The sequence below is a fragment of the Prosthecomicrobium pneumaticum genome, from assembly GCF_014199915.1.
In the GTDB taxonomy this organism is placed as follows: domain Bacteria; phylum Pseudomonadota; class Alphaproteobacteria; order Rhizobiales; family Kaistiaceae; genus Prosthecomicrobium; species Prosthecomicrobium pneumaticum.
The window spans coordinates 325,690-346,923 of the sequence record NZ_JACHOO010000003.1 but is presented as its reverse complement, the minus strand read 5'-3'; the positions used below and the strand labels follow the sequence as shown (position 1 = coordinate 346,923).

Sequence of the window (21,234 nt, the reverse complement as noted above, 5' to 3'; positions counted from 1 at the left end):
CGCCGCTTGCTCATCAGCGGATGGTTCTCCACCGACGTGCCACGAAAGGCTCCGCGATGACCGATCCGACCGGCCCCTCCCGCAAGACGGGCTCGTTCCTCTCCGCTCCGGCCCTCCATCTCGACCGCCGGTCGCTCATGAAGACCGGCGGAGCGCTCGCCGGTCTGTTCTTCGCGCCCGGCGCCCTGACGCTCGGCGGCGCGACACGGGCCTACGCCGCCGACCAGTTCATCCACCAGCTCGGCTGGATCAAGTCGATCCAGTTCGGCGGCCATTTCGCGGCGATCGAGAAGGGCTATTTCGCCGAGGAGGGCATCGACGCGGTGTTCGAGGCGGGCGGCCCCGGCATGGACGGCGCGGCGCTGGTCGCCTCCGGCCAGGTGATGACGAGCGACGGCGACGTCGAGTCGACCGTGCGCAACCGGATCAACGGCATTCCGGTCAAGGCCTTCGCGGCGATCATGCAGAAGGCGCCGGGCGCGATCATGTCGCTCGCCTCGAAGCCGATCAAGACGCTCGCCGACTTCCCCGGCAAGACGATCGCCCTGCCGAACGCCACCCGGCCGCAGATGGACGCGCTGATGACCGCCGCCGGTCTCGATCCGGCCTCCGTCAACTACGTCCCCGTCGGCACCGATCCCGGCATTCTCGCCGCCGGCCAGGTCGACGGCTATTACGGCTGGGCGACCAATCAGGGCGTGATGCTGAAGACGCGCGGCGTCGACATCGAGGTCGCCTACATGAACGATCTCGGCCTGCCGGGCTATGCCGGCGTGCTCTATGCCACCGACGAGTCGATCGACACCAAGGCGGACCTGATCGTCCGCTGGCTGAAGGCCGAGATCAAGGGCTGGCAGTGGTTCCTCGACAATCCCGAGGAGATGGCGAAGCTGATGGTCGACAAATACGGCCAGCGCGGCCTCGACCTCGCCGCGCAGACGGCGGAAGCCGGCGTCTACAAGGACTTCATCCCGGTCGGCGACGCCGCGAAGAACGGCCTTCTCTGGATCGAGCCGGACGTCTTCGCGAAGGGCATCGAGTTCTCGATCAAGGCCGGCGACCTCAAGGAAGGCCAGGTTAAGGTCGAGGACGTCGTCACCCAGACGCTGATCGCCAAGGCGCACGGCAAGGCCTGATCCGCGCCGCGCGACTTCGTGACATGATGGCCCGCCGCCGGGGAGGCGGCGGGTCGTCCACCGCGAATACGGCCCGCCGCAACGCGCGCGTCGGGCGCTGGGAGACTTCATGAGCGAGATCGTCATCGACCGGGTCGGCAAGGCCTTCGAGATCGACGGCAAGAGCGTTCCGGCGCTCGTCGACGTGTCGCTGCGCTTCGAGGCGGGCGGCTTCTATGCCCTGATCGGCCCGTCGGGCTGCGGCAAGTCCACGCTGCTGCGGCTGATCGCCGACATCCTCGCCCCCACCGACGGCGTCATCACGATCGGCGGCCAGCCGCCCGGCGTCGCGCGCCGCCAGCACGAGATCGGCTTCGTCTTCCAGGAGGCGAGCCTGCTCCCCTGGCGCAGCGTCATCGACAACATCGAACTGCCGCTCGAGATCGCCGGCGGCCCGGTCGGCGACCGGCCGCGGCCCGAGAGCCTCGTGCGCCTCGTCGGCCTGTCGGGCTTCGAGAATGCCAAGCCCGCCCAACTCTCGGGCGGCATGCAGCAGCGCGTCTCGATCGCCCGGGCGCTCGCCCTGCGGCCGAAGGTGCTGCTGCTCGACGAGCCGTTCGGCGCGCTCGACGAGATCACCCGCCAGCGCATGAACCTCGAATTGCTGCGCATCTGGCAGGAGACCGGCACCACCGCCGTGCTCGTCACCCACACGATCGGCGAGGCCGTGTTCATGGCCGATGCCGTGCACGTGCTCGCGGCGCGGCCCGGCCGCCTCGTCGACACCATCGAGGTCGACCTGCCGCGGCCGCGGCGGCTGGCCCTCATGCAGACGCCGGAGTTCAACCGGCTCGAGAACAGGGTCCGCGCCGCGCTGTTCGGCGACGAGCTGGCGGAGACCGCGGATGGCTGAGGCCGCCGCGCCGCCGGGGGGGCGCGGCCGCCCTCCCCGCCTCGCCGGCATCCTCGCGCCGCTCGCCGTCTTCGCCGTGCTCGTCGCGCTGATGGAGGGGCTGAAGCGGGCCGGCGTCCTGCCGGTCACCGTGCCGGCGCCGAGCGAGATCGCCGCCGCCTTCGGCCGCGCCCATGGCGACCTCTTCTACCACATGGCGCCGACCGTGCTCTCGGCAGCGGCGGGCTTCGTCCTCGCCACCCTGGTCGCGCTCGCCCTCGCCGCGCTCGCCGTCGGCTGGCGGCCGGCCGAGCGGCCGGTGATGACGCTCGCGATCGTCATCGATTCGATCCCGCTCATCGCCCTCACCCCGATCCTGATGGTCTGGGTCGGCAACGGCCTGCCGGCGCGGATCATCATCGGCACCATCGCCGCGCTCTTCCCGCTCCTCGTCGGCACGGTCCAGGGTCTGAAGGCGGTCGACCGCAACGTCTCCGAACTCTTCCACATCCTCGCCGCGACGCGCTGGCAGCGGCTCCGCAAGCTCGCCTTCCCGACCGCGCTGCCCTTCCTCTTCGCCGCGCTCAAGATCGCCGCGCCGCTCTCGGTCCTCGGCGCGCTGCTCGCCGAATGGGTGAGCGCCGATCGCGGCCTCGGCATCATGATGATCTACGCGCTGTTCTCCTTCGACGTGCCGCTCACCTGGCTCACCATCCTCGCGGTCTGCGTCGTCGCCACCCTCGCCTACGGCCTCGTCGCGCTCGCCGAGAAACTGGTGCTCGGCGAGCGCGCGACCTCGATCGTCGGGGGCCGCTGATGACCTTCTCGATGCGGATGCTCGGCCCGGCGCTGAAGAGCCTCGTCATGCCGGCCGCGATCGCGCTCGTGCTCGTCGCGCTCTGGAAGGCGGTGGTCGTCGTCTTCGCGATGCCCGCCTATCTGCTGCCGCCGCCCGAGGCGGCGCTCGGCGCCTTCGAGAAGGACGCGGCGAAGATCGGCCTCGCGGTCTTCCATACGGTGCGCAACGCCGCCGCCGGCCTCCTCGTCGCCTTCGTGCTCGCCATCCTGCTCGCCGCGCTGTTCGTCTCCTCCCAGGCGGTCACCCGCGCCGTGCTGCCGATCGTCATCATGCTGCGCACCGCGCCGGTGCTCGCCATCGCGCCGATCCTGATCATGATCTTCGGGCGCGGCATCGGCACGGCGATCGTCGTCGTCGTCATCGTCTCCTTCTTCCCGATCATGGTGAACGCCATGCGCGGCTTCTCCTCGACGAAGCGGAGCGCGCTCGAACTGATGCACGTGCTCGGCGCCGGGCCGGTGAAGACCTTCGTCAAGGTGCGGCTGCCCTTCGCGCTGCCCTTCATCTTCACCGGGCTCCGGAGCGCCGCGACGAGCGCGCTGCTCGCCGCCATGCTCGCCGAATGGCTGAGCGGCGCGCCGGGACTCGGCACGCTGATCCTCGACGCCGCCTCGTACCGCAAGACGCCGCTGCTCTGGGCGGCGGTCGTCGTCAGCATGGTGATGGCCTTCGCCGTCTTCGCGCTGACCTCCGCGGCGGAGCGGCGTTTCACGTCCTGGCGCACCTGAAGGACCGCATGACCGCCCCCTCGCTCTCGCTCGCCGGCAAGGCGTTCCTCGTCACCGGCCCGGCCAAAGGCATGGGCGCCGCGATCACCCGGGCGATCGCGGCCGCCGGCGGCGACCTCGTCCTGATCGGTCGCGACATGGCGCCGATCGAGGCGCTCGCCGCGGAACTGGCCGCGCTCGGCCGCACCGTGCTGCCGCTCTCCGCCGACGTGACGAAGGAGGACGAGGTCGCCGCCGCGGTCGCGCGGGCGGATGCGGCCCTCCCCTCGCTCTACGGCGCGGTCAATGTCGCGGGCACCACCGGCCCGGCCGGCAAGACGCTGTGGGAGCACACGCTCGAGGATTTCCGCGACGTGTTCGACGTCAACGTGCTCGGCACCTTCCTCGTCATGAAGCACGTCCTGCCGGCGCTGATCGCCCGAAGGGCCGGCAGCCTCGTCAACATCGGCGGCACGTTCGGCTTCAAGGGCGTGCGGAAATCCTCGCTCTACGGCGCCACCAAATGGACGCTGCGCGGGATCACCAAATCCGCCGCGCTCGAGGCGGGATCGGCCGGCGTGCGGGTCAACATGGTGTCGCCCGGAGGCGTCGACGGGCCGCGGCTGACGCGCCAGCTCGGCGAGGAAGCCGAGCGCGAGGGCATCAGCTATGAGGAGCGCTATGCGCGCTTCGCCTCCGGCACGGCGCTCGGCCGGATGTCGACGGCTGAAGATGTCGCGGCAGCGGTCGTCTTCCTGCTCTCGGATGCGGCGCGCAACATCACCGGCCAGGATCTGCTCGTCGACGGCGGCACGATCGTCTGATCGCCGTCCAAGGAGAGGGAGGCGCCCGCGCGTCGCGGGCGCCGTCGTTCAGAGCGCCGCCCAGCCGCCGTCGACGGGGAGGTCGACGCCGGTGATCTGGCGCGACACGTCGCTCGCCAGGAACAGGCAGGCATTGGCGACGTCCCGATCGGTCGAGACCCGCTTCAGCGCATAGTCCTCGGCGTGGCGGCGGGCCGCCTCCTCCTCGCTGATGCCGAGGCGGGCGGCCATCTCGCGGCACACCTTTTCGCGGAAGCGGGGGCCGTCGACCATGCCCGGCGCGACGCAGTTGACGTTGATGTTGTGCGGCCCGAGTTCGAGCGCGAAGCTCTTCGTCAGGCCGCGCAAGCCCCATTTCGAGGCCGAGTAGGACACCCGGCCGGCGCGGCCGCGCATGCCGAACGTGCCGCCGACATTGACGACCTTGCCCGAGCGCTGCGCCATCATGGCCGGTGCGCAGGCGCGGATCATGTTGAAGCTGCCCGTCATGTTGACGTCGACGATGTCGCGGAACTCGTCCGCGCTCGTCTGCGCCCCCGTCTTGCCGATCGGCCCTGTGCCGCCCGCGACATTGACGAGCACGTCGACCGCGCCGCCATAGGCGGCACGGGCCTGCGCAACGGCCGCCTCGCAGGCGGCCTCGTCGGTGACGTCGCAGGCGACGACGATGGCGGAACCGCCACCGGCGCGGATGTCCTCCGCCACCGGCGCGATCGCCCCCGTGTCACGGCCGAGCAGCACGAGGCGTCCGCCCTCCGCGGCGAAGGCCCGGCTGATCGCCGCGCCCATGCCCTTGGCCGGGCCGGTGATCAGGACGACCTTGCCGCCCAGTCCGAGATCCATCACGCTCAGGCCTTCGGCTTGCGCAGATAGGCCATGCCCTTGTCGTAGAAGGCGGCCATATAGGGGCCGTTCTCGAGCGGCTCGTATTGCGCGGTCTCGCCCGGCTTCATGATCGCCTCGATCGGCGCGATGGTGACGTCGTAGCCCGGATTGGCGAAGAAGGGGATCGAATAGCGCGGCTTCAGCGCCCGGTTGACGACGCGATGCGGCGTCGAGCGGAAGCGGCCATTCGTCCAGCGCATCATCACGTCGCCGATATTGATGACGTAGCAGCCCCTGATCGGCGGCGCGGCGATCCAGACGCCGTCCTTCCTCTGCACTTCGAGACCACCCGTCTCGTCCTGCATCAGGAGGGTGAAGGCGCCGGTATCGCAATGCTCGCCGGCGCCGATCTCGATGTCCTCCTCGCGCAGCGACGCCGGCGGCCGGTAATGCAGGAGCGAGAGCTGGACGACGGGACGGTTGTAGAACGGCTCGAAATAGTCCTCCGGCAGGCCGAGCGCATCGGCGAACGCCGCGCGCAGATGCTGCGAAAGCCCCATCACAGCGTCGAAATAGGCCTCGACGGTCGGCTTGAAGCCGTCGAGCCCCTCCGGCCAGCGGTTCGGCAGATGGAGCGGCTTGCCGGCCTTCACATCCGCATCGTCCCAGGGCAGGTCGAGCATGAAGCGATAGGTCTCGATCGCGCCGCCGACCGTGCCGCCCTCCGCCTCGAGCTTCGAGGGGACATAGCCGCGCCAGTGCTCGAGCGTCGCCGCCGACTTCATCCGCTCGGCGAAGGACTGGCGATAGAAGGTCTCGGATGCCGCGAAGGTCTCGTCGATGAGGGCCTGCGGAATGCCGTGATTGGCGAGGTAGAAGAAGCCGATCCGCTCGCAGGCCTCGCCGATCTTGGCGGCGACGGCGGCGCGCTCCTCCGGCCCGCCGGTGAGGAAGGGGCCGAAATCGATCACGGGAATGTCGGCGACATCGACCGACTGCGCCTTCTCATAGGCCTTGGGCAGGCCCTCGACACTCATCATGCCGGTCATGCCGCTCATCATGGCATGGTCTCCCTCTCGTCGTGGCCGGGCGCTGCGGCCCGGGAAGCGTGGTGAAGGGCTTGGCGGGCGAGCTCGGCGAGCGTGGCGCGGACCGCGCGCAGCTGCGTCTCGAGCGCCATGGAGGGCTGGTCGTAGGGCGTGCCCGGCGCACGCTCGGGCGCGTTCGCCTGCCGCTTCATCCACACGATCTGCTCCGGCAGATAGGGCAGATGGAGGAAGCCGCAGGGGACGGTGACCGGGGCGCCTTCGAGCGCGCCGAGATAGGTGTAGAGCGTCAGATTGCAGAGATGGGTGCCGGCATGGAAGGAGAGCCGGGCGGGCACGCCCTCCGCCTCGATCGCCGCCACCACCGCCTCGCCGTCCCACGTCGCACGGCGGGCGACGGGGCCATCGGCCGCGAAGGCTCGGCCGCCCGAGGGCTGCGCGCCCTCATTGTCGGCTATGCCGAAATGCGCCGCGTTGACGCCGAGCGTCTCGACCCGCAGCACCGGCGCGCCGAGCGCGAGGCCCAGAGCGAGCACGAAGACCGGCCGGTGTTCGGCGACGAGGGCCGGCAGCAGCATCGGCAGTCCCGCGAAGGAGACCGGCGTCGCCCGCGTGACGATGCGGATGCCCGAGAATTCGAGCCCCTCAATGTGCGAGAGGACGATTTCGGCGGGATTGCTCGGCAGGCCGGCGAAGGGTTGCGAGCCGGTGACGAGGCCGACCGGCCCGCTCATCGCGCCGTCCGCGGCATCGAAGCCCGCGCCCCTGTCATCGCCATCGTCCCTCCTTCGGGTCGACCGCGAGTGTAGCGCCGGCCGGCGCGAGCGGGCTGCGCAAAATCAGGGCATCGCTGCCCGAATTGTCAACAATCCTATCAAGTTTCTACGATTCAGAATTCATAGAAAATCACTCGCCCGCCGCGACCGTCTCGATCCGGTCCATCCGCGCCAGAACCGCCTCGGCCGTATCGGCGATGTGCTCGGCGAGCACCGCGCCGGCCCGCGCCGCATCGCGCGCCAGGGCGGCCTCGATCAGCTGCTCGTGCTGCCGGGAAAGGCCGATCTGCACCACCGGATCCCGCCCGGCGGCGCGCCGGTAGCGATCGAACTGATCGTGCAGCACGGCGCAGAAATGCAGTGTCCAGGGCGACGGGCAGGCGGCGATGAGCGCCGCATGATAGGCGCGGTGGCGCGCCTCCCACTCCTCCGGAACCGCCGGCTCCTCGGGCGCCGCCTCCTGCCGGCCGAGCCGCCGCAGCCGATGATGGGCGAGCACGACGCCCTCCTCCCAGGCCTCGTCGCCCGACCGCACGGCGGCCTCGATCGCGCTCCGCTCCAGTTCGATGCGCAGCCGCGCGATGTCCTTGAAGTCCGCCCGCGACAGCGGCGGCACGCGGAAGCCGCGATTGACCTCCTGCAGGACGAGCCGATCGGCGGCGAGCCGCGACAGCGCCTCGCGCAGCGGGCTCGTGCCGAGCCCGTAACGGGCCTGCAGCTCGATGAAGCGCAGCCGCGCCCCGGCCGCGAGCTCGCCGCTGATGATGTCGGCGCGCAGCAGCTTGAAGGCCTCGGCCGAGCTCGCATCCTCCGCGCCACCGGCGGCGGCCGGCACGGGCCTTGCAGCGACGACCGCGGATCGGCGCTTCTGTGGAAAATCCTTCGGCTTCGGATTCTTCATGCGCTTTTCGACAAAGAAGGTTAGACGGACCGCCGGCTACTATCGCATGCCGGACCCCGGTCCGGCCAGCAGAGTTGAGGATTGGCACCGAGCATGACGGAAGTGGATACGGTGATTGCCGGCGGCACGATCGTCGAGGAGAACGGCCGCACCACGGCTGCGATCGCCATCGACGGCGGCCGCATCGTCGCGGTCGGAGCCGACCACCTGATGCCGCCGGCGCGCCGCCGGATCGCCGCGGACGGGCTCGTCGTCATGCCCGGCGCGATCGACGTGCACGTCCATTTCCGCGAGCCCGGCATGACGCACAAGGAGGATTGGGCGACCGGCAGCGCGGCGGCTGCGGTCGGCGGCGTCACCACCGTCTTCGACATGCCGAACACCGATCCGCCGACCGACACGGTCGAGCATTTCGAGATGAAGCGGGCCCTCGCGGAGGAGAAGTCGCTCGTCGATTTCGGCCTCTATGGCCTCTTCGGCGAGCACAATCTCGACCGCTTCGACGCGCTCGCTGAAGCCGGCGCGATCGGCTTCAAGCTCTTCCTCGGCAATACGACCGGTGACCTGCCCTGCCCGTCCGACGGCGCGGTGCTCGAAGGATTCGAGATCCTCGCCCGGCTCGGCCTGCGCTGCTCCATCCACGCCGAAAACTCGCCGATCCTCTTCTGGCGCCAGAACAGGCTGAAGGCCGCCGGCCGCGACGACCCGCTCGCCCATCTCGCCGCCCGCACCGACGTGGTCGCCCTCGAGGCGCTCAACCGCGCCGCGACGCTCGCCGACTGGACCGGGGCGCGCATCCACATCGTGCACGAGAGCACGGCGAAGAGCCTTCCCTTCATCCGTTTCTGGAAGGAGCGCGGCGTCGACATCACGGTCGAGACGCTGCCGCAATATCTCTATCTCTCGGCCGAGATGATGCTCCAGCCGGGCGGCGAGGTGCTGCGCATGAACCCGCCGATCCGCGAGGCGGCGCAGCAACAGCCGCTCTGGGACGCGCTCGCCGACGGCACGATCGACATGATCGCCACCGACCATGCGCCGCACGCGGTCGAGGAGAAGTTCGGCGCCCGGATATGGGACCTCGCCTGCGGCTTCCCCGGTGTCGAGACCGTCGTGCCCTTGATGCTCGACGCTGCGGCGGCCGGCCGCCTGCCGCTCGAACGGGTCGCGGCGATCCTCTCGGCCGCGCCAGCCCGTGCCTTCGGCCTCTATGGTCGCAAGGGCGTGATCCGGCCCGGCGCCGACGCTGACCTGATCCTCGTCGATCTCGCCGCCGAGCGCACGCTCTCGGCCGCGAGCCTCCATTCGCGCGGCAAGGTCAGCGCCTATGAGGGCCGACGGGTGCGCGGCGTGCCGAAAATGACCTTCGTGCGCGGCACCCTCGTCGCCGAGAACGGCGAACCGGTCGGCAAGCCCGGCACGGGCCGGATGGTCCGTCCGGCAATGCCGACGCCACGGCCGCGCAATACCGCGACGACGATGGCGGCGGTCCTCGAGCCGGGCCAGAGGCCCTGGTAGAGCGGGAGGCGGCGATGCTGCAGATCGGCCTGATCGGCTGCGGCGCCATCGGCGCCTTCCATGCCCGCATCGTCGCCGAACGGCGGGACGCGCGGCTCGCGGCGGTCTGTGACGTCCTTCCCGCCGCAGCGACCGCCCTTGCCGCCCGGCACGGCGCGTTGGCCTTCGGGGACGCGGCGCGGATGTTCGAGACGACGCCGCTCGACGCGGTGATCATTGCGAGCCCCGAAAGCGTCCATGTCGAGCACGCCCGGCTCGCCGCCGCGGCCGGCGTGCCGATGCTGATCGAGAAGCCGGTGGCGCCCGATCCCGCCGGCATCGCGGCGATCGCAGCCGCCGCGCGAAGCGCGGGCGTCGCGGTGATGGCGGGCCATGTCGAGCGCTTCGAGATCGGCTCGGCCCAACTGAAGGCCGCGGTGGACGAGGGCGTCTGCGGCCGGGTCGTGACGATCGCCGCCCGGCGCCAGTTCACATCGGCCGAGACCCACCGCTTCGCCGGCAAATCATCGACGCTGAAGATCCTCGGCGTGCACGATTTCGATCTCCTCTCCTGGGTGCACCCGGTGCCGGTCGTCGCGGTCCATGCCGTTGCAGGCCGCGGCCGGGTCTTCGACGAGACCGGCCTCGACGATCACGTCGTGACGACGCTGCTCTTCGCGGACGGCGCGGCCGGCCTCGTCGAGAGCGGCTGGACCCTGCCGCTCGACTATGCCCGCTTCTCGACGCCGCGCGGCTGGTCACCGGCCGGCAACAACCGGCTCGACGTGTTCGGCGCGGGCGGCTTCGTCTCGAACGACATGGGGCTCAGGACGCAGCAATTGATTGCCTTCGACGCGGTCGACGGCTTCCGGGCTGCCGGCATCCGCCACCAGCCCGAGCTCTATGGCCGGATCACCGGTGCGCTCGCCGCCGAGGTCGATGCCTTCCTCGCCATGGTCGCCGATGGAACGCCGCCGCTGGTCGGGCTCGACGACGCGCGACGCGCCGTGACGCTCACCGCCGCGGCGGAGGAATCGCTCGCGACCGGCCTGCCCGTCCGCCCGGCGGGCTGAGGCGGATGCCGCTCTATTCCGGCCCGATCGTCGACGCGCACCACCACTTCTGGCGTCATCGGCCGGGCGCCCGGCCCTGGCTCGATCGCGAGCCGGAGCTCGCGCGGGATTTCGGCCCGGCCGAGCACGCCGCCGCACTCGCCGGTATCGCCGTCGCGGCGACGGTCTGGATCGAGGCGCTCGCCGCCGATCCGCTCGCCGAAGCCGCGGAGGCGCAGGCGGTCGCGGCCGACATGCCCCGCTTCTGCACGGCGATCGTCGCCCATGCGCCGCTCGACGCGCCCGATCTCGACCGCCGGCTCGACGCGCTCGAGGCGGCGGCGCCCAACCTCGCCGGCATCCGCGATATCGTCGCGGTGCGGCCGGACGGCTCCGGCTTCGCGCGGGCGCCCGACCTCTTGCGCCGGCCGGCCTTCCAGACCGGCCTCGCGACGCTCGCCGCCCGCGGCCTCGTCTTCGATCTGATGCTCGAGCCGCACCAGGTGGCGGACGCGCTCGCCGCCGTCGATCGCGTGCCCGATCTCGCCGTGGCGATCGAGCACGCCGGCAGCCCGGACCTCGCGACGCCGGAGGGCACCGTTCTGTGGCGGGAGGCGATGCGCCGGGCCGCCCTGCGGCCGAATGTCAGCGTCAAGCTCTCGGCGCTGCACTGCCGCATGCCGGGCTGGACCGACGCCGCGCTCGCCGGGCCGATCCGCTTCCTCGTCGACACCTTCGGCCCGGAGCGGCTCGCCTTCGCGACCGACTTCCCGGTGCACGACCGCCACTGCCCGGCGGCGCGCGGCCTCGACACCGTCCGCCTCGCGCTCGCCGACCTCTCCGGGACCGAGCAGCGCGCCATCTTCCACGACACCGCGCGGCGGCTCTACGACATCTGAAGAGACGGCCGGAACGCGTTCATTCGGCGGCGAAGGATCGCAGCGGCGCCATATGGCAACCGCAGCCATAGAAGTGCCGCACGGCGCGCTTGCGGGCCGCGCGGGCGGCATCGTCGGGCGGCGCGGCGGCCCAGGCGGCGCGCGCCTCGGCGATCAGCTCCGCCTCCAGCGCGCCGCGATCGACCGAGACGCAGGCGCCGTCTTCCACCACGGTGCGCCCGCCCACCACGACCTGACGGATGAAGCGCCGGGTCGCACGGGTGAGCAGCGGCACGATCGGATCCACCGTCGGATCGAGCAGGTCCGGCGCCATGCGGCCATAGTCGAGCACGATCAGGTCGGCCGGCGCCCCGACGGCGAGACGCCCGCCGCCATCGCCGACAATGGTCCGACGACCATCGACGAACGCCGCCTCGAAGAGCCGCTCGGGCGTCAGCACGTCGTCGAGGCCGAACCCGCGGTGATGCAGCCAGACGAGCCGCATCTCGCGCAGGATGTCGTCGTCATCGTCGAGCGGCTGGGCGTCGAGCCCGACGCCGAAGCGGACGCCGGCGGACAGGAAGGTCGGCACCGGCGGGATGCCCGAGCGGAGCCGCAGATTGGACGAGGTGTTGACCGACACCACGACGCCGCGCTCGGCGAGCAGCGCGCAATCCGCGGCGTCGAGATGGACGCCGTGCGCCACCGAGAGGCGCGGCGACAGCATGCCGACCTCGTCGAGAAAGCGGACGATGCCCTGCGGATAGGTCGCGTCCGCCCATTCGCGCTGATAGCGCGTCTCGAGCAGGTGCATGTGGACGCGGCGGCCGGTGCGGGCGGAGGCGGCGGCGATCGCGGCCATGGCGTCGTCCGAGACCCATTGCGGCCCGACCGGGCAGTATTGCACCCGGAAGGTTCCGTGCTCGAAGACGGCCATCGCCTCGACCTCGGCGAGATAGTCCTCGACCGGCCGGCGCGGGGCCGCCGCGGCCGCCTCGAGGCCGGGCCGGATCAGCGGGTCGGCCGCCTCGAGGAAGGGCGCGGCATCGCCATAGACGAGCGGATTGCGGTCCATGAAGGGCGCGGCGAAGGCGACATGGATGCCGACATCCCGCGCGGCGCGCGACACGGCCTCCGCCTCGTCGAGCGCCGCGTCCGCGTCCTGCGTGCCGTGACTGTGATTGGTCGCGGCGATGCCCCCCTCCGCCATCCGGGCGAAGGCGACCGCGGCCCGGCGATAGGCGTCGAGCTTCGGCTCGCGGCCGAGCGTCGGGATCCAGGCTTCGAGCGCGTCGTCGACGGCGCCGAAAGCGAGGGTCCTGAGGCCGCGGCCGTGATCGTGCGCATTGGCGCCCGCGGGCAGGGCGAGCGTGCCGGCCGGAGCCTCGTCGACCGGCTCGATCGCCGCGATGCGACCGTCCGCGATGGCGATCGCCACCGGACCGGTCGGCGCGGTCCTGCCGGGCTCGCCGAGCAGGGCGGAGACGGCGATCACGGCGTCGGGACGGGCGGGCATCGGTCTTCTCCGGAGCAGAACGCATCGATTATTGCGGCGCACCATCGCACCGTCAAATGCGCGGAGAGTTTTCGACAGTTCGGACCATTGGCGACAATAGACGTCCGCTGCACCGATCCGACCGGAACCCGCGGCGCCCGCAGGGCTCCCGCCGCGCCGAATAAAAAAGAGGCGGCCGAAGCCGCCTCATCAGTCGCCGTCTTGGGGACGGTTTGAAAGCGTTGGCAACAGGTTCAGGTGAGCGGGATCACTTGTTCCAGCTCTTCACCAGCTCGTCATAATTGACGGTGATCGGCTTTTCCTTCTCGTTCTCGATCGCCAGCTGCGGCGCGAGGTTGCCCTTCGCCACGGCATCGGCGTTCCAGTAGGCGAGGTCGTGCTCTTCGGCGAGCTTCGGCCCGATATCGCCCTGGACGCCCGAGCGCTCGAGACGGGCGAGCACCTTCTCCTGCTCGGCACAGAGCGAGTCCATCGCCTCCTGCGCGGTCTTGGCGCCAGAGGACGCATCACCGATCGCCTGCCACCAGAGCTGCGCGAGCTTCGGATAGTCCGGCACGTTGGTGCCGGTCGGCGACCACTGGACGCGGGCGGGCGAGCGGTAGAACTCGATCAGGCCGCCGAGCTTCGGCGCACGATCCGTGAAGCTCTGATGGCGGATGGTCGATTCGCGGATCAGCGTCAGGCCGACATGGCTCTTCTTCACGTCGACCGTCTTCGAGGTGACGAACTGGGCGTAGAGCCAGGCCGCCTTGGCGCGATCGTCCGGCGTCGACTTCAGCAGCGTCCAGGAGCCGACGTCCTGATAGCCGAGCTTCATGCCGTCCTTCCAGTAGACGCCGTGCGGCGACGGCGCGAAACGCCACTTCGGCGTGCCGTCGGCATTCACCACCGGCAGCCCGTCCTTCACCATGTCGGCGGTGAAGGCCGTGTACATGAACATCTGCTGGGCGATCTCGCCCTGCGCGGGAACCGGACCGGATTCCGAGAAGGTCATGCCCTGCGCGGCGGCGGGGGCGTAGGCCTTCAGCCAGTCGAGATATTTCTGGATCGAGTAGACCGCGGCAGGGCCGTTGGTGTCGCCGCCGCGGGCGACGCAGGAGCCGACCGGACGCGAATTCTCGTCGACCTTGATGCCCCATTCGTCGACCGGCTTGCCGTTCGGCAGGCCGCGATCGCCATTGCCGGCCATCGACAGCCAGGCGTCGGTGAAGCGCCAACCGAGCGACGGGTCCTTCTTGCCATAGTCCATATGGCCGTAGACCTTCTTGCCGTCGATTTCCCGGCCGGTGAAGAACTCGGCAATGTCCTCATAGGCCGACCAGTTGACCGGCACGCCGAGGTCGTAGCCATACTTGGCCTTGAAGTCCGCCTTGTTCTTCTCGTCGTTGAACCAGTCATAACGGAACCAGTAGAGATTGGCGAACTGCTGGTCCGGAAGCTGATAGAGCTTGCCGTCCGGCGCCGTGGTGAACTTGGTGCCGATGAAGTCGGCGAGGTCGAGGCCCGGATTGGTGACGTCCTTGCCCTCGTTCGCCATCCAGTCGGTCAGCGCGCGCGCCTGCTGATAGCGCCAGTGCGTGCCGATCAGATCGGAATCGTTCACATAGGCGTCGTAGATGTTCTCCTTCGACTGCATCTGCGTCTGGAGCTTCTCGACGACATCGCCCTCGCCGATCAGATCGTGCGTGATCTTGATGCCGGTGATCGCCGTGAAGGCCGGCGCCAGCACCTTCGATTCATATTCGTGCGTGGTGATCGTCTCGGAGACGACCTTGATCTCCATGCCGGCGAAGGGCTTCGCCGCATCGATGAACCACTGCATCTCCTTTTCCTGGTCGGCGCGCGACAGCGTCGACAGGTCGCCGATCTCCTTGTCGAGGAAGGCCTTCGCCTCCTCCATCCCCGCAAAGGCCTGCCCCGCTCCGCAGAGCAGCGCGAGGATGCTCGTCGTCGCCAATACTGTCCGTCTCATCGGTTCCCTCCCTAGGACCATCATTCGAACGTCCGAAGCGCAACCGCCCTCCTCGGCGGCCATGCCCGAGCCCTGTCTAGACGAAGCGGAAAACGCCGATCGCGTAGACCGCCGACAGGGCGAGTGCCCACCACAGGCCGGGCCCGACGAGACCGAGCCAGCCGAGATGGATGAAGGCGCTGCCGAGCAGCGTGACGAAGAGACGATCGCCGCGCGTCGTCTCGAAGCGGAGAATGCCGACCCGCGGCGCGCCGCCGGGCGCGGCGTATTCCCAGACCGCCATCAGGGCGATCAGGAGCGCGATCGTGAGGAAAAAGAGCGCGGTCGCGAACGACCAGGCCATCCAGCCGCCGGGCACGAGCGGCGCCGTCCAGTCGATGACGCCGTCGCTGCGCGGCAGCATCGCGGCGACGGCGGCCACGGCCGCGGCATAGAGGACGAGCACGGCGAAGGCGGCGACCGGCCAGCGGCGGCGCGAGGCGACGCTCATCACACCCTCCCCAGGGCGAAGCCCTTGGCGATGTAGTTGCGGACGAACCAGATCACCAGCGCGCCGGGGATGATGGTGAGGACGCCGGCCGCGGCGAGCACGCCCCAGTCGAGCCCCGAGGCCGACACGGTCCGCGTCATGGTGGCTGCGATCGGCTTCGCATCCGTCGTCGTCAGGGTGCGCGCGATCAGCAACTCGACCCAGGAGAACATGAAGCAGAAGAAGGCGGCGACGCCGATGCCGCTCGCGATCAGCGGCATGAAGATGCGCAGGAAGAAGCGCGGAAAGCTGTAGCCGTCGATATAGGCGGTCTCGTCGATCTCCTTCGGCACGCCCGACATGAAGCCTTCGAGAATCCAGACGGCGAGCGGCACGTTGAAGAGGCAGTGCGCGATCGCCACCGCGATATGGGTGTCGATCAGCCCGAAGGCCGAATAGAGCTGGAAGAAGGGCAGCGCGAACACCGCCGGCGGCGCCATCCGGTTCGTCAACAGCCAGAAGAACAGATGCTTGTCGCCGAGGAACCGATAGCGGGAAAAGGCATAGGCCGCCGGCAGCGCCACCGAGACGGAGATCACCGTGTTCAAGACAACATAGATGATCGAGTTGATATAGCCGGAATACCAGGCCGGGTCGGTGAAGATCACCATGTAATTGCGCAGCGTCGGCTGCTGCGGCCAGAGCGAGAAGGCGCCGAGGATCTCCTGATTGGACTTGAAGCTCATATTGACGAGCCAGTAGATCGGCAGGAGCAGGAAGAGGATATAGAGCGTCGGCACCAGCCAGGCGCCGCGCGGCCGCTGCCGGCGCAGCGCGGCGGCCGGCCGCGTCGCGGCGGCGGTGGGGGCGCCGCCGGCGAGGGGCGGCCGGGCGGGAGGATCGGCGGTCATGTCGCGCGCGTCCGCCATTCTACCGCTCCACGCCGCGGTTGGTCATCACGGTGTAGAACACCCAGGACAACAGAAGGATGATCAGGAAGTAGACGAGCGACATCGCCGCCGCCGGACCAAGGTCGAACTGGCCGACAGCCATCTTGACGAGGTCGATCGACAGGAAGGTCGTCGAATTTCCGGGGCCGCCGCCGGTGACGACGAAAGGCTCGGTGTAGATCATGAAGGAATCCATGAAGCGCAGCAGCACGGCGATGAGCAGGACGCGGTTCATCTTGGGTAATTGGATGTAGCGGAAGACGGCCCAGCGCGAGGCCCCGTCGATGCGTGCCGCCTGGTAATAGGCGTCGGGGATCGAGACGAGGCCGGCATAGCAGAGCAGCACGACGAGGCTCGTCCAGTGCCAGACATCCATCAGCACGACGGTGATCCAGGCGTCGATCGGATCGCTCACATAATTGTAGTCGATGCCGATCGCCTCGAGCGTGTGGCCGAGCAGGCCGATATCGACGCGGCCGAACACCTGCCAGATCGTGCCGACGACATTCCAGGGCACCAGCAACGGCAGCGCCATCAGGACGAGGCAGACCGAAACGCCGATGCCCTTGCGGGGCATGTTGAGGGCGATGAAGATGCCGAGCGGGACCTCGATCGCCAGAATGACGAGGGAAAAGACGAGGTTGCGCCCCATCGCCTCCCAGAACCGGTCCGAGGCGAGCAGTTCCTCGAACCACTCCGTTCCGGCCCAGAAGAACTCGTTATTGCCGAAAGTGTCCTGTACCGAATAGTTGACGACCGTCATCAGCGGCACGACGGCCGAGAAGGCGACGAGCACGAGAACCGGCAGGACCATGAACCAGGCGCGGTTGTTCCAGCTCTTCTCCATGATCAGCTCCCGAGCTCCACGCGCCAGGCGTCGACATAGAGATTGATGCCGGCCGGCTCGAAGCGGACGCGCGGCTCGGCCGGCACATCCTCGTCCTCGCCGATCAGCGCGGCGATCGGCCGACCCTCGAGGGTCGCGCGCACCACCTTGTGGCGGCCGACATCCTCCACCTTCGAGACGGCGACCGGCAGCCCCTCGCGGCCGACCCGGACGAATTCCGGCCGGATGCCGAGCTCGATCCGGCCTTCGACCGGCCCCGGCGCGCCGGGCAGCGCGATCTCCGCCGCGCCGATCCGCGCCCGCGCGCCGTCGAGCGCGACGGGCAGGACGTTCATCCCCGGCGAGCCGATGAAATAGCCGACAAAGGTGTGTTTCGGCCGGGCAAACAACTCGTCCGGCGTGCCGATCTGGACGATCTCGCCCTCATACATCACCACCACCGTATCGGCGAAGGTGAGCGCCTCGGTCTGGTCGTGCGTGACATAGACCATGGTGTGGCCGAAGCGCTTGTGCAGCAGCTTCAGCTGCGAGCGCAGGAGCCACTTCATGTGCGGATCGATGACGGTGAGCGGCTCGTCGAACAGGATGGCGGCGACGTCGTTGCGGACGAGGCCACGGCCGAGCGAGATCTTCTGCTTCTGATCGGCGGTGAGGCCGTGCGCCTTGCGGTGCGCCCGGTCCTCGAGATCGATCAGCGCGAGCGTCTCGCGCACCCGGCGGTCGACCTCCGCCTCGGGCAGACGGCGGTTGCGCAAGGGGAAGGCGAGATTGTCGTAGACGGTCATCGTGTCGTAGACGACCGGGAACTGGAACACCTGAGCGATGTTGCGCGCCTCGGTCGACAGGCCCGTCACGTCCCGGCCGTCGAAGAGCAGCCGGCCCGAAGACGGCGTGACGAGGCCGGACATGATGTTGAGGAGCGTGGTCTTGCCGCAGCCGGACGGCCCGAGCAGCGCATAGGCGCCGCCGTCCTCGAAGGTGTGGTGCACGGATTTGAGCGCGTAGTCCGCCGGACGCTTCGGGTCGGGGCCGTAGGCGTGACGGATGTTTTCGAGGCCGATCGCTGCCATCGCCCGCTCCTCAAGCCGCCCGAAGGGTCGGCAGAACCGCCCGTCCGGCGCCGTCGAACATCATCAGATGGCGGGCATCGACATGGACGACGACCGCCGTGTCCGGCTCGAGATCGTGGATGCCGGGCGCCAGCATGACGAAGCGGGCATCGGCGAAGGCGAGGTGGACGAAGGTCTCCGAGCCGGTGATCTCGGCGACCGTCACCTTGGCGCGGATCGGGATGGCGCCCGGCGTCTGCGCGGCGAGCGCCAGATGGTGCGGCTGGAAAGCGACGGTGTAGGTCCCGTCGGCGACCGCGGCGAGATGGGCGGGCACCGGCATGACGGGCGCCCCGTCGAGCAGGAAGGCGCCGCCGGCCTTCTCGAGCGAAATGGTGTTGAGCGGTGGGTCGGCGAAGGTGCGCGCCGTGACGAGATCGAGCGGCCGGCGGAACACCTCCGTCGTCGGGCCGAACTGGGTGATCCGCCCCTCCGACAGGGTCGCGGTGTTGCCGCCGAGCAGCAGCGCCTCCTGCGGCTCGGTCGTCGCATAGACGAAGATGGCGCCCGATTGGGCGAAGATGCGCGGCAGCTCCTCGCGCAGTTCCTCGCGCAGCTTGTAGTCGAGATTGGCGAGCGGCTCATCGAGCAGCACGAGCCCGGCCTTCTTGACGATCGCACGGGCGAGCGCGGTGCGCTGCTGCTGGCCGCCGGAAAGGGCGAGCGGGGTGCGCTCGAGATACGGCCCGAGGCGAAGCAGGTCCGCGGCGCGCCGCACCTCGCGGTCGATCGTCGCCGCATCGGCCCGCGCGACCCGCAGCGGCGAGGCGATGTTCTCGTAGACCGTGAGCGTCGGATAATTGATGAACTGCTGGTAGACCATCGCGACGTTGCGCTTCTGCACCGCCACGCCGGTCACGTCCCGCCCCTCGACATGGATCGAGCCGGCAGTCGGCTGGTCGAGCCCGGCCATCAGCCGCATCAGCGAGGTCTTGCCCGAGAGCGTCGGGCCGAGCAGCACGTTGAGCGTGCCCGGACGAAGCGCGAGCGAGACGTCGCGGATATGATCCACGCGCCCGACCCGCTTCGTGACGTTGCGCAACTCCAGCATACCCCTCCTCCCAGGGATGGCGTGAACGAGAGAGACGGCCTATTCGGCGGCCGCGCTCCGCTTCCCCGCCCGATCGAGCATGAATTCATCGAGCGCCGCGGCCTCCTGCCGCGACAGGCGAAGGCCCCTCTTGGTGCGCCGCCACAACACGTCCTCCGCGCGGCGGGCCCATTCCTTGGCCATCAGCCAGTGTATCTCCTTTTCATAGAGGTCGAGGCCGAAAAGCCGGCCGAGATCGGCCGTGCCGCGCGCATCGCCGAGCAGAGCGTGCGCCTGCGTGCCGTAGAGGCGGACGAGCCGCGCCGCATGGGCGGGCGCGAGAAAGGGATAGGCCGCCTCGAGCTTCGCCACCTCGGCGGCGAAGCCGTCATGGGCGAAATCGCCGCCCGGCAGCGGCGCCGTCGCCGTCCAGGCCGGGCCGCGGCGGCCGATGAAGCCCTCGATCCGCTCGAGCATGTGCTCGGCGAGGCGGCGATAGGTGGTGATCTTGCCGCCGAACACCGTGACGAGCGGCGCCTCGCCGTCGCCGCCCTCGGCCTTCAGGATATAGTCGCGCGTCGCCTCCTGCGCCTTCGAGGCGCCGTCATCATAGAGCGGCCGCACCCCGGAATAGCTCCAGACGATATCCTCGCGCCGCACCGGCTCCTTGAAATACTCGCTCGCCGCGGCGCAGAGATAGTCGATCTCGCCCTCGGTGATCCGCACATCACCCGGATCGCCCGAAAAATCCTGATCGGTGGTGCCGATCAGGGTGAAATCTTCTTCGTAGGGAATGGCGAAGATGATCCGGCGGTCGCGGTTCTGGAAGAAATAGGCGCGCGGGTCGTCGAACTTGCGGCGGATGACGATGTGGCTGCCCTGGACGAGGCGGACATTGTGCGCGTCGTTGCGGCCGAGCGGCCCGGCGAGCACGCCGTCCACCCAGGGTCCGGCGGCGTTGACGAGGAGCCGCGCCCGCACCGTCTGCGTCGCCCGCGTCGCGCGGTCCTCGACGGTCACCGACCAGGTGCCGTCGGCTTCGCGCTGCGCGCGGGTCACTTTCGTGCGGGTTCGGATCACCGCCCCGCGCGCCGCCGCATCGCGCGCGTTCAGCACCACCAGCCGGGCATCGTCCACCCAGCAATCGGAATATTCGAAGGCGCGCGAGAACAGCGGCTTCAGCGGCCGGCTCGCCGGATCGGCATGCATGTCGAGCGTGCGGGTCGGCGGCAAGAGGCGGCGGCCGCCGATGTGATCGTAGAGGAAGAGGCCGAGGCGGACGAGCCAGGCCGGCCGGATGCCCTTCGCGTGCGGCAGGACGAAACGCAGGGGGCGGATGATGTGCGGCGCGTTCCGCCACAGCACCTCGCGTTCCATCAGCGCCTCGCGCACCAGGCGGAACTCGTAATATTCGAGATAGCGCAGGCCGCCATGGATCAGCTTGGTCGACCAGGACGAGGTGCCGCTGGCGAGATCGTTCATCTCGGCGAGAAAGACGGAAAAACCGCGCCCGACCGCGTCCCGCGCGATGCCGCATCCATTGATGCCGCCGCCGACGATGAAAACGTCGAACAGGACGCCGTCGCTCAACCACCCCTCCCCGACTTTCGCATCGCAGCATTTTTAGCTGCGATTGAAGCCCGATCAGCATATTTCGAACGCGAATCGAATGTCAAACGAAAGCTGACAGCGGCATGCACTGAGGCCGACGGGGCGCTCGGTGCCGGGGTCCAGGTGCTCGGGGCTAGGAACGAACTTCGACTGTCGGCCACCGGGCACCGCCCCTACCACCCGTCATGCCGGCCTCCGTGCCGGCATCCATAATCGTGACGTGCGCGCTGTGAGACGGGGCCTCTCCACCCGTCATCCCGGCGGAAGCCGGGACCCATCGAGCCGCGCGACGGCCGGCCCAATGAGGACCCGGCCCGGGCTCTGCGCGATGGGTCCCGGGTCTCGGCGCTGCCTCGCG

At 69.5% G+C, this 21,234-nt stretch carries 20 protein-coding genes; 8 read left to right on the top strand and 12 right to left on the bottom strand.

Annotated features, from left to right (window positions below; all coding sequences use genetic code 11):
- The first annotated feature begins 56 nt into the window (after positions 1–56).
- From GGQ63_RS08740 to GGQ63_RS08720, 5 genes are all read left to right on the top strand, one after another.
- Positions 57–1,136 carry an ABC transporter substrate-binding protein gene (locus GGQ63_RS08740; RefSeq protein ID WP_183854747.1) on the top strand — a complete coding sequence of 360 codons (1,080 nt, stop codon included), beginning with the start codon at positions 57–59 and terminating at the stop codon, positions 1,134–1,136.
- A gap of 109 nt (positions 1,137–1,245) precedes the next feature.
- A complete protein-coding gene (locus tag GGQ63_RS08735) occupies positions 1,246–2,028 on the top strand; it encodes an ABC transporter ATP-binding protein (RefSeq protein WP_183854745.1) in 783 nt (260 codons plus the stop codon).
- Positions 2,021–2,824: an ABC transporter permease gene (locus GGQ63_RS08730; protein ID WP_183854743.1), complete on the top strand. Its 804-nt coding sequence runs from the start codon at positions 2,021–2,023 to the stop codon at positions 2,822–2,824. The genes GGQ63_RS08735 and GGQ63_RS08730 overlap by 8 nt, the downstream gene beginning before the upstream one ends.
- Positions 2,824–3,594 (top strand): ABC transporter permease, encoded by a 771-nt coding sequence (locus GGQ63_RS08725; RefSeq protein ID WP_183854741.1) that lies wholly within the window; start codon positions 2,824–2,826, stop codon positions 3,592–3,594. The genes GGQ63_RS08730 and GGQ63_RS08725 overlap by 1 nt, the downstream gene beginning before the upstream one ends.
- An 8-nt stretch (positions 3,595–3,602) precedes the next feature.
- Positions 3,603–4,397: an SDR family NAD(P)-dependent oxidoreductase gene (locus GGQ63_RS08720; protein ID WP_183854739.1), complete on the top strand. Its 795-nt coding sequence runs from the start codon at positions 3,603–3,605 to the stop codon at positions 4,395–4,397.
- A 48-nt stretch (positions 4,398–4,445) separates the two neighbouring features.
- Here the strand turns inward: GGQ63_RS08720 and GGQ63_RS08715 are convergent, their stop codons facing one another.
- The 4 genes from GGQ63_RS08715 to GGQ63_RS08700 all read right to left on the bottom strand — a co-directional run bounded on the left by GGQ63_RS08715 (position 4,446) and on the right by GGQ63_RS08700 (position 7,945).
- A complete protein-coding gene (locus tag GGQ63_RS08715) occupies positions 4,446–5,240 on the bottom strand; it encodes an SDR family NAD(P)-dependent oxidoreductase (protein WP_183854737.1) in 795 nt (264 codons plus the stop codon).
- Between the two features lie 5 nt (positions 5,241–5,245).
- The gene (locus GGQ63_RS08710; RefSeq protein ID WP_183854735.1) at positions 5,246–6,283 is read right to left on the bottom strand and encodes an isopenicillin N synthase family dioxygenase; all 1,038 of its coding nucleotides are present in this window, start codon (positions 6,281–6,283) and stop codon (positions 5,246–5,248) included.
- Entirely contained in the window at positions 6,280–7,002 is a 723-nt protein-coding gene (locus tag GGQ63_RS08705) for a pyroglutamyl-peptidase I (RefSeq protein ID WP_183854733.1), read from the bottom strand. The genes GGQ63_RS08710 and GGQ63_RS08705 overlap by 4 nt, the downstream gene beginning before the upstream one ends.
- 172 nt (positions 7,003–7,174) lie before the next feature.
- A complete protein-coding gene (locus GGQ63_RS08700) occupies positions 7,175–7,945 on the bottom strand; it encodes a GntR family transcriptional regulator (protein ID WP_183854731.1) in 771 nt (256 codons plus the stop codon).
- A gap of 93 nt (positions 7,946–8,038) precedes the next feature.
- Between GGQ63_RS08700 and GGQ63_RS08695 the strand changes: the two genes are divergently transcribed.
- The 3 genes from GGQ63_RS08695 to GGQ63_RS08685 are packed head-to-tail and all read left to right on the top strand — an operon-like array spanning position 8,039 to position 11,393.
- The gene (locus GGQ63_RS08695; RefSeq protein ID WP_183854729.1) at positions 8,039–9,463 is read left to right on the top strand and encodes a dihydroorotase; all 1,425 of its coding nucleotides are present in this window, start codon (positions 8,039–8,041) and stop codon (positions 9,461–9,463) included.
- Between the two features lie 14 nt (positions 9,464–9,477).
- On the top strand, positions 9,478–10,515 hold the full coding sequence (locus tag GGQ63_RS08690) for a Gfo/Idh/MocA family protein (RefSeq protein WP_183854727.1): 1,038 nt from the start codon (positions 9,478–9,480) through the stop codon (positions 10,513–10,515).
- A 5-nt stretch (positions 10,516–10,520) separates the two neighbouring features.
- Positions 10,521–11,393, top strand: a complete 873-nt coding sequence (locus GGQ63_RS08685) for an amidohydrolase family protein (RefSeq protein ID WP_183854725.1) — start codon at positions 10,521–10,523, stop codon at positions 11,391–11,393.
- A gap of 19 nt (positions 11,394–11,412) precedes the next feature.
- On the opposite strand, the gene GGQ63_RS08680 is transcribed toward GGQ63_RS08685, so the two are convergent.
- The 8 genes from GGQ63_RS08680 to glpD form a co-directional block, all read right to left on the bottom strand.
- Positions 11,413–12,888: an amidohydrolase family protein gene (locus GGQ63_RS08680; protein ID WP_183854723.1), complete on the bottom strand. Its 1,476-nt coding sequence runs from the start codon at positions 12,886–12,888 to the stop codon at positions 11,413–11,415.
- A gap of 247 nt (positions 12,889–13,135) precedes the next feature.
- A complete protein-coding gene (locus tag GGQ63_RS08675; protein WP_183854721.1) occupies positions 13,136–14,860 on the bottom strand; it encodes an ABC transporter substrate-binding protein in 1,725 nt (574 codons plus the stop codon).
- A gap of 76 nt (positions 14,861–14,936) precedes the next feature.
- The gene (locus GGQ63_RS08670; RefSeq protein ID WP_183854719.1) at positions 14,937–15,350 is read right to left on the bottom strand and encodes a DUF2160 domain-containing protein; all 414 of its coding nucleotides are present in this window, start codon (positions 15,348–15,350) and stop codon (positions 14,937–14,939) included.
- A complete protein-coding gene (locus GGQ63_RS08665; RefSeq protein WP_246429691.1) occupies positions 15,350–16,258 on the bottom strand; it encodes a carbohydrate ABC transporter permease in 909 nt (302 codons plus the stop codon). The genes GGQ63_RS08670 and GGQ63_RS08665 overlap by 1 nt, the downstream gene beginning before the upstream one ends.
- A 1-nt stretch (position 16,259) precedes the next feature.
- On the bottom strand, positions 16,260–17,126 hold the full coding sequence (locus tag GGQ63_RS08660; RefSeq protein ID WP_183854717.1) for a carbohydrate ABC transporter permease: 867 nt from the start codon (positions 17,124–17,126) through the stop codon (positions 16,260–16,262).
- Positions 17,127–17,128: 2 nt separating this feature from the next.
- A complete protein-coding gene (locus GGQ63_RS08655) occupies positions 17,129–18,196 on the bottom strand; it encodes an ABC transporter ATP-binding protein (protein WP_183854715.1) in 1,068 nt (355 codons plus the stop codon).
- A gap of 10 nt (positions 18,197–18,206) precedes the next feature.
- Positions 18,207–19,286, bottom strand: a complete 1,080-nt coding sequence (locus GGQ63_RS08650) for an ABC transporter ATP-binding protein (RefSeq protein WP_183854713.1) — start codon at positions 19,284–19,286, stop codon at positions 18,207–18,209.
- A gap of 39 nt (positions 19,287–19,325) precedes the next feature.
- Entirely contained in the window at positions 19,326–20,855 is a 1,530-nt protein-coding gene (gene glpD, locus GGQ63_RS08645; protein ID WP_183854711.1) for a glycerol-3-phosphate dehydrogenase, read from the bottom strand.
- Between the last annotated feature and the right edge of the window lie 379 nt (positions 20,856–21,234).

What these genes read in the sequence shown, in the direction of transcription:
- GGQ63_RS08690 (WP_183854727.1), top strand. Translation starts at nt 9,478, where the DNA reads ATGCTGCAGATCGGCCTGATCGGCTGCGGCGCCATCGGCGCCTTCCAT.
- GGQ63_RS08735 (WP_183854745.1), top strand. Translation starts at nt 1,246, where the DNA reads ATGAGCGAGATCGTCATCGACCGGGTCGGCAAGGCCTTCGAGATCGAC.
- GGQ63_RS08680 (WP_183854723.1), bottom strand. Translation starts at nt 12,888, where the DNA reads ATGCCCGCCCGTCCCGACGCCGTGATCGCCGTCTCCGCCCTGCTCGGC.
- GGQ63_RS08670 (WP_183854719.1), bottom strand. Translation starts at nt 15,350, where the DNA reads ATGAGCGTCGCCTCGCGCCGCCGCTGGCCGGTCGCCGCCTTCGCCGTG.
- GGQ63_RS08720 (WP_183854739.1), top strand. Translation starts at nt 3,603, where the DNA reads ATGACCGCCCCCTCGCTCTCGCTCGCCGGCAAGGCGTTCCTCGTCACC.
- GGQ63_RS08730 (WP_183854743.1), top strand. Translation starts at nt 2,021, where the DNA reads ATGGCTGAGGCCGCCGCGCCGCCGGGGGGGCGCGGCCGCCCTCCCCGC.
- GGQ63_RS08665 (WP_246429691.1), bottom strand. Translation starts at nt 16,258, where the DNA reads ATGGCGGACGCGCGCGACATGACCGCCGATCCTCCCGCCCGGCCGCCC.
- GGQ63_RS08660 (WP_183854717.1), bottom strand. Translation starts at nt 17,126, where the DNA reads ATGGAGAAGAGCTGGAACAACCGCGCCTGGTTCATGGTCCTGCCGGTT.
- GGQ63_RS08695 (WP_183854729.1), top strand. Translation starts at nt 8,039, where the DNA reads ATGACGGAAGTGGATACGGTGATTGCCGGCGGCACGATCGTCGAGGAG.
- GGQ63_RS08650 (WP_183854713.1), bottom strand. Translation starts at nt 19,286, where the DNA reads ATGCTGGAGTTGCGCAACGTCACGAAGCGGGTCGGGCGCGTGGATCAT.
- GGQ63_RS08655 (WP_183854715.1), bottom strand. Translation starts at nt 18,196, where the DNA reads ATGGCAGCGATCGGCCTCGAAAACATCCGTCACGCCTACGGCCCCGAC.
- GGQ63_RS08705 (WP_183854733.1), bottom strand. Translation starts at nt 7,002, where the DNA reads ATGAGCGGGCCGGTCGGCCTCGTCACCGGCTCGCAACCCTTCGCCGGC.
- GGQ63_RS08710 (WP_183854735.1), bottom strand. Translation starts at nt 6,283, where the DNA reads ATGATGAGCGGCATGACCGGCATGATGAGTGTCGAGGGCCTGCCCAAG.
- GGQ63_RS08685 (WP_183854725.1), top strand. Translation starts at nt 10,521, where the DNA reads ATGCCGCTCTATTCCGGCCCGATCGTCGACGCGCACCACCACTTCTGG.
- GGQ63_RS08715 (WP_183854737.1), bottom strand. Translation starts at nt 5,240, where the DNA reads ATGGATCTCGGACTGGGCGGCAAGGTCGTCCTGATCACCGGCCCGGCC.
- GGQ63_RS08725 (WP_183854741.1), top strand. Translation starts at nt 2,824, where the DNA reads ATGACCTTCTCGATGCGGATGCTCGGCCCGGCGCTGAAGAGCCTCGTC.
- GGQ63_RS08700 (WP_183854731.1), bottom strand. Translation starts at nt 7,945, where the DNA reads ATGAAGAATCCGAAGCCGAAGGATTTTCCACAGAAGCGCCGATCCGCG.
- GGQ63_RS08675 (WP_183854721.1), bottom strand. Translation starts at nt 14,860, where the DNA reads ATGAGACGGACAGTATTGGCGACGACGAGCATCCTCGCGCTGCTCTGC.
- GGQ63_RS08740 (WP_183854747.1), top strand. Translation starts at nt 57, where the DNA reads ATGACCGATCCGACCGGCCCCTCCCGCAAGACGGGCTCGTTCCTCTCC.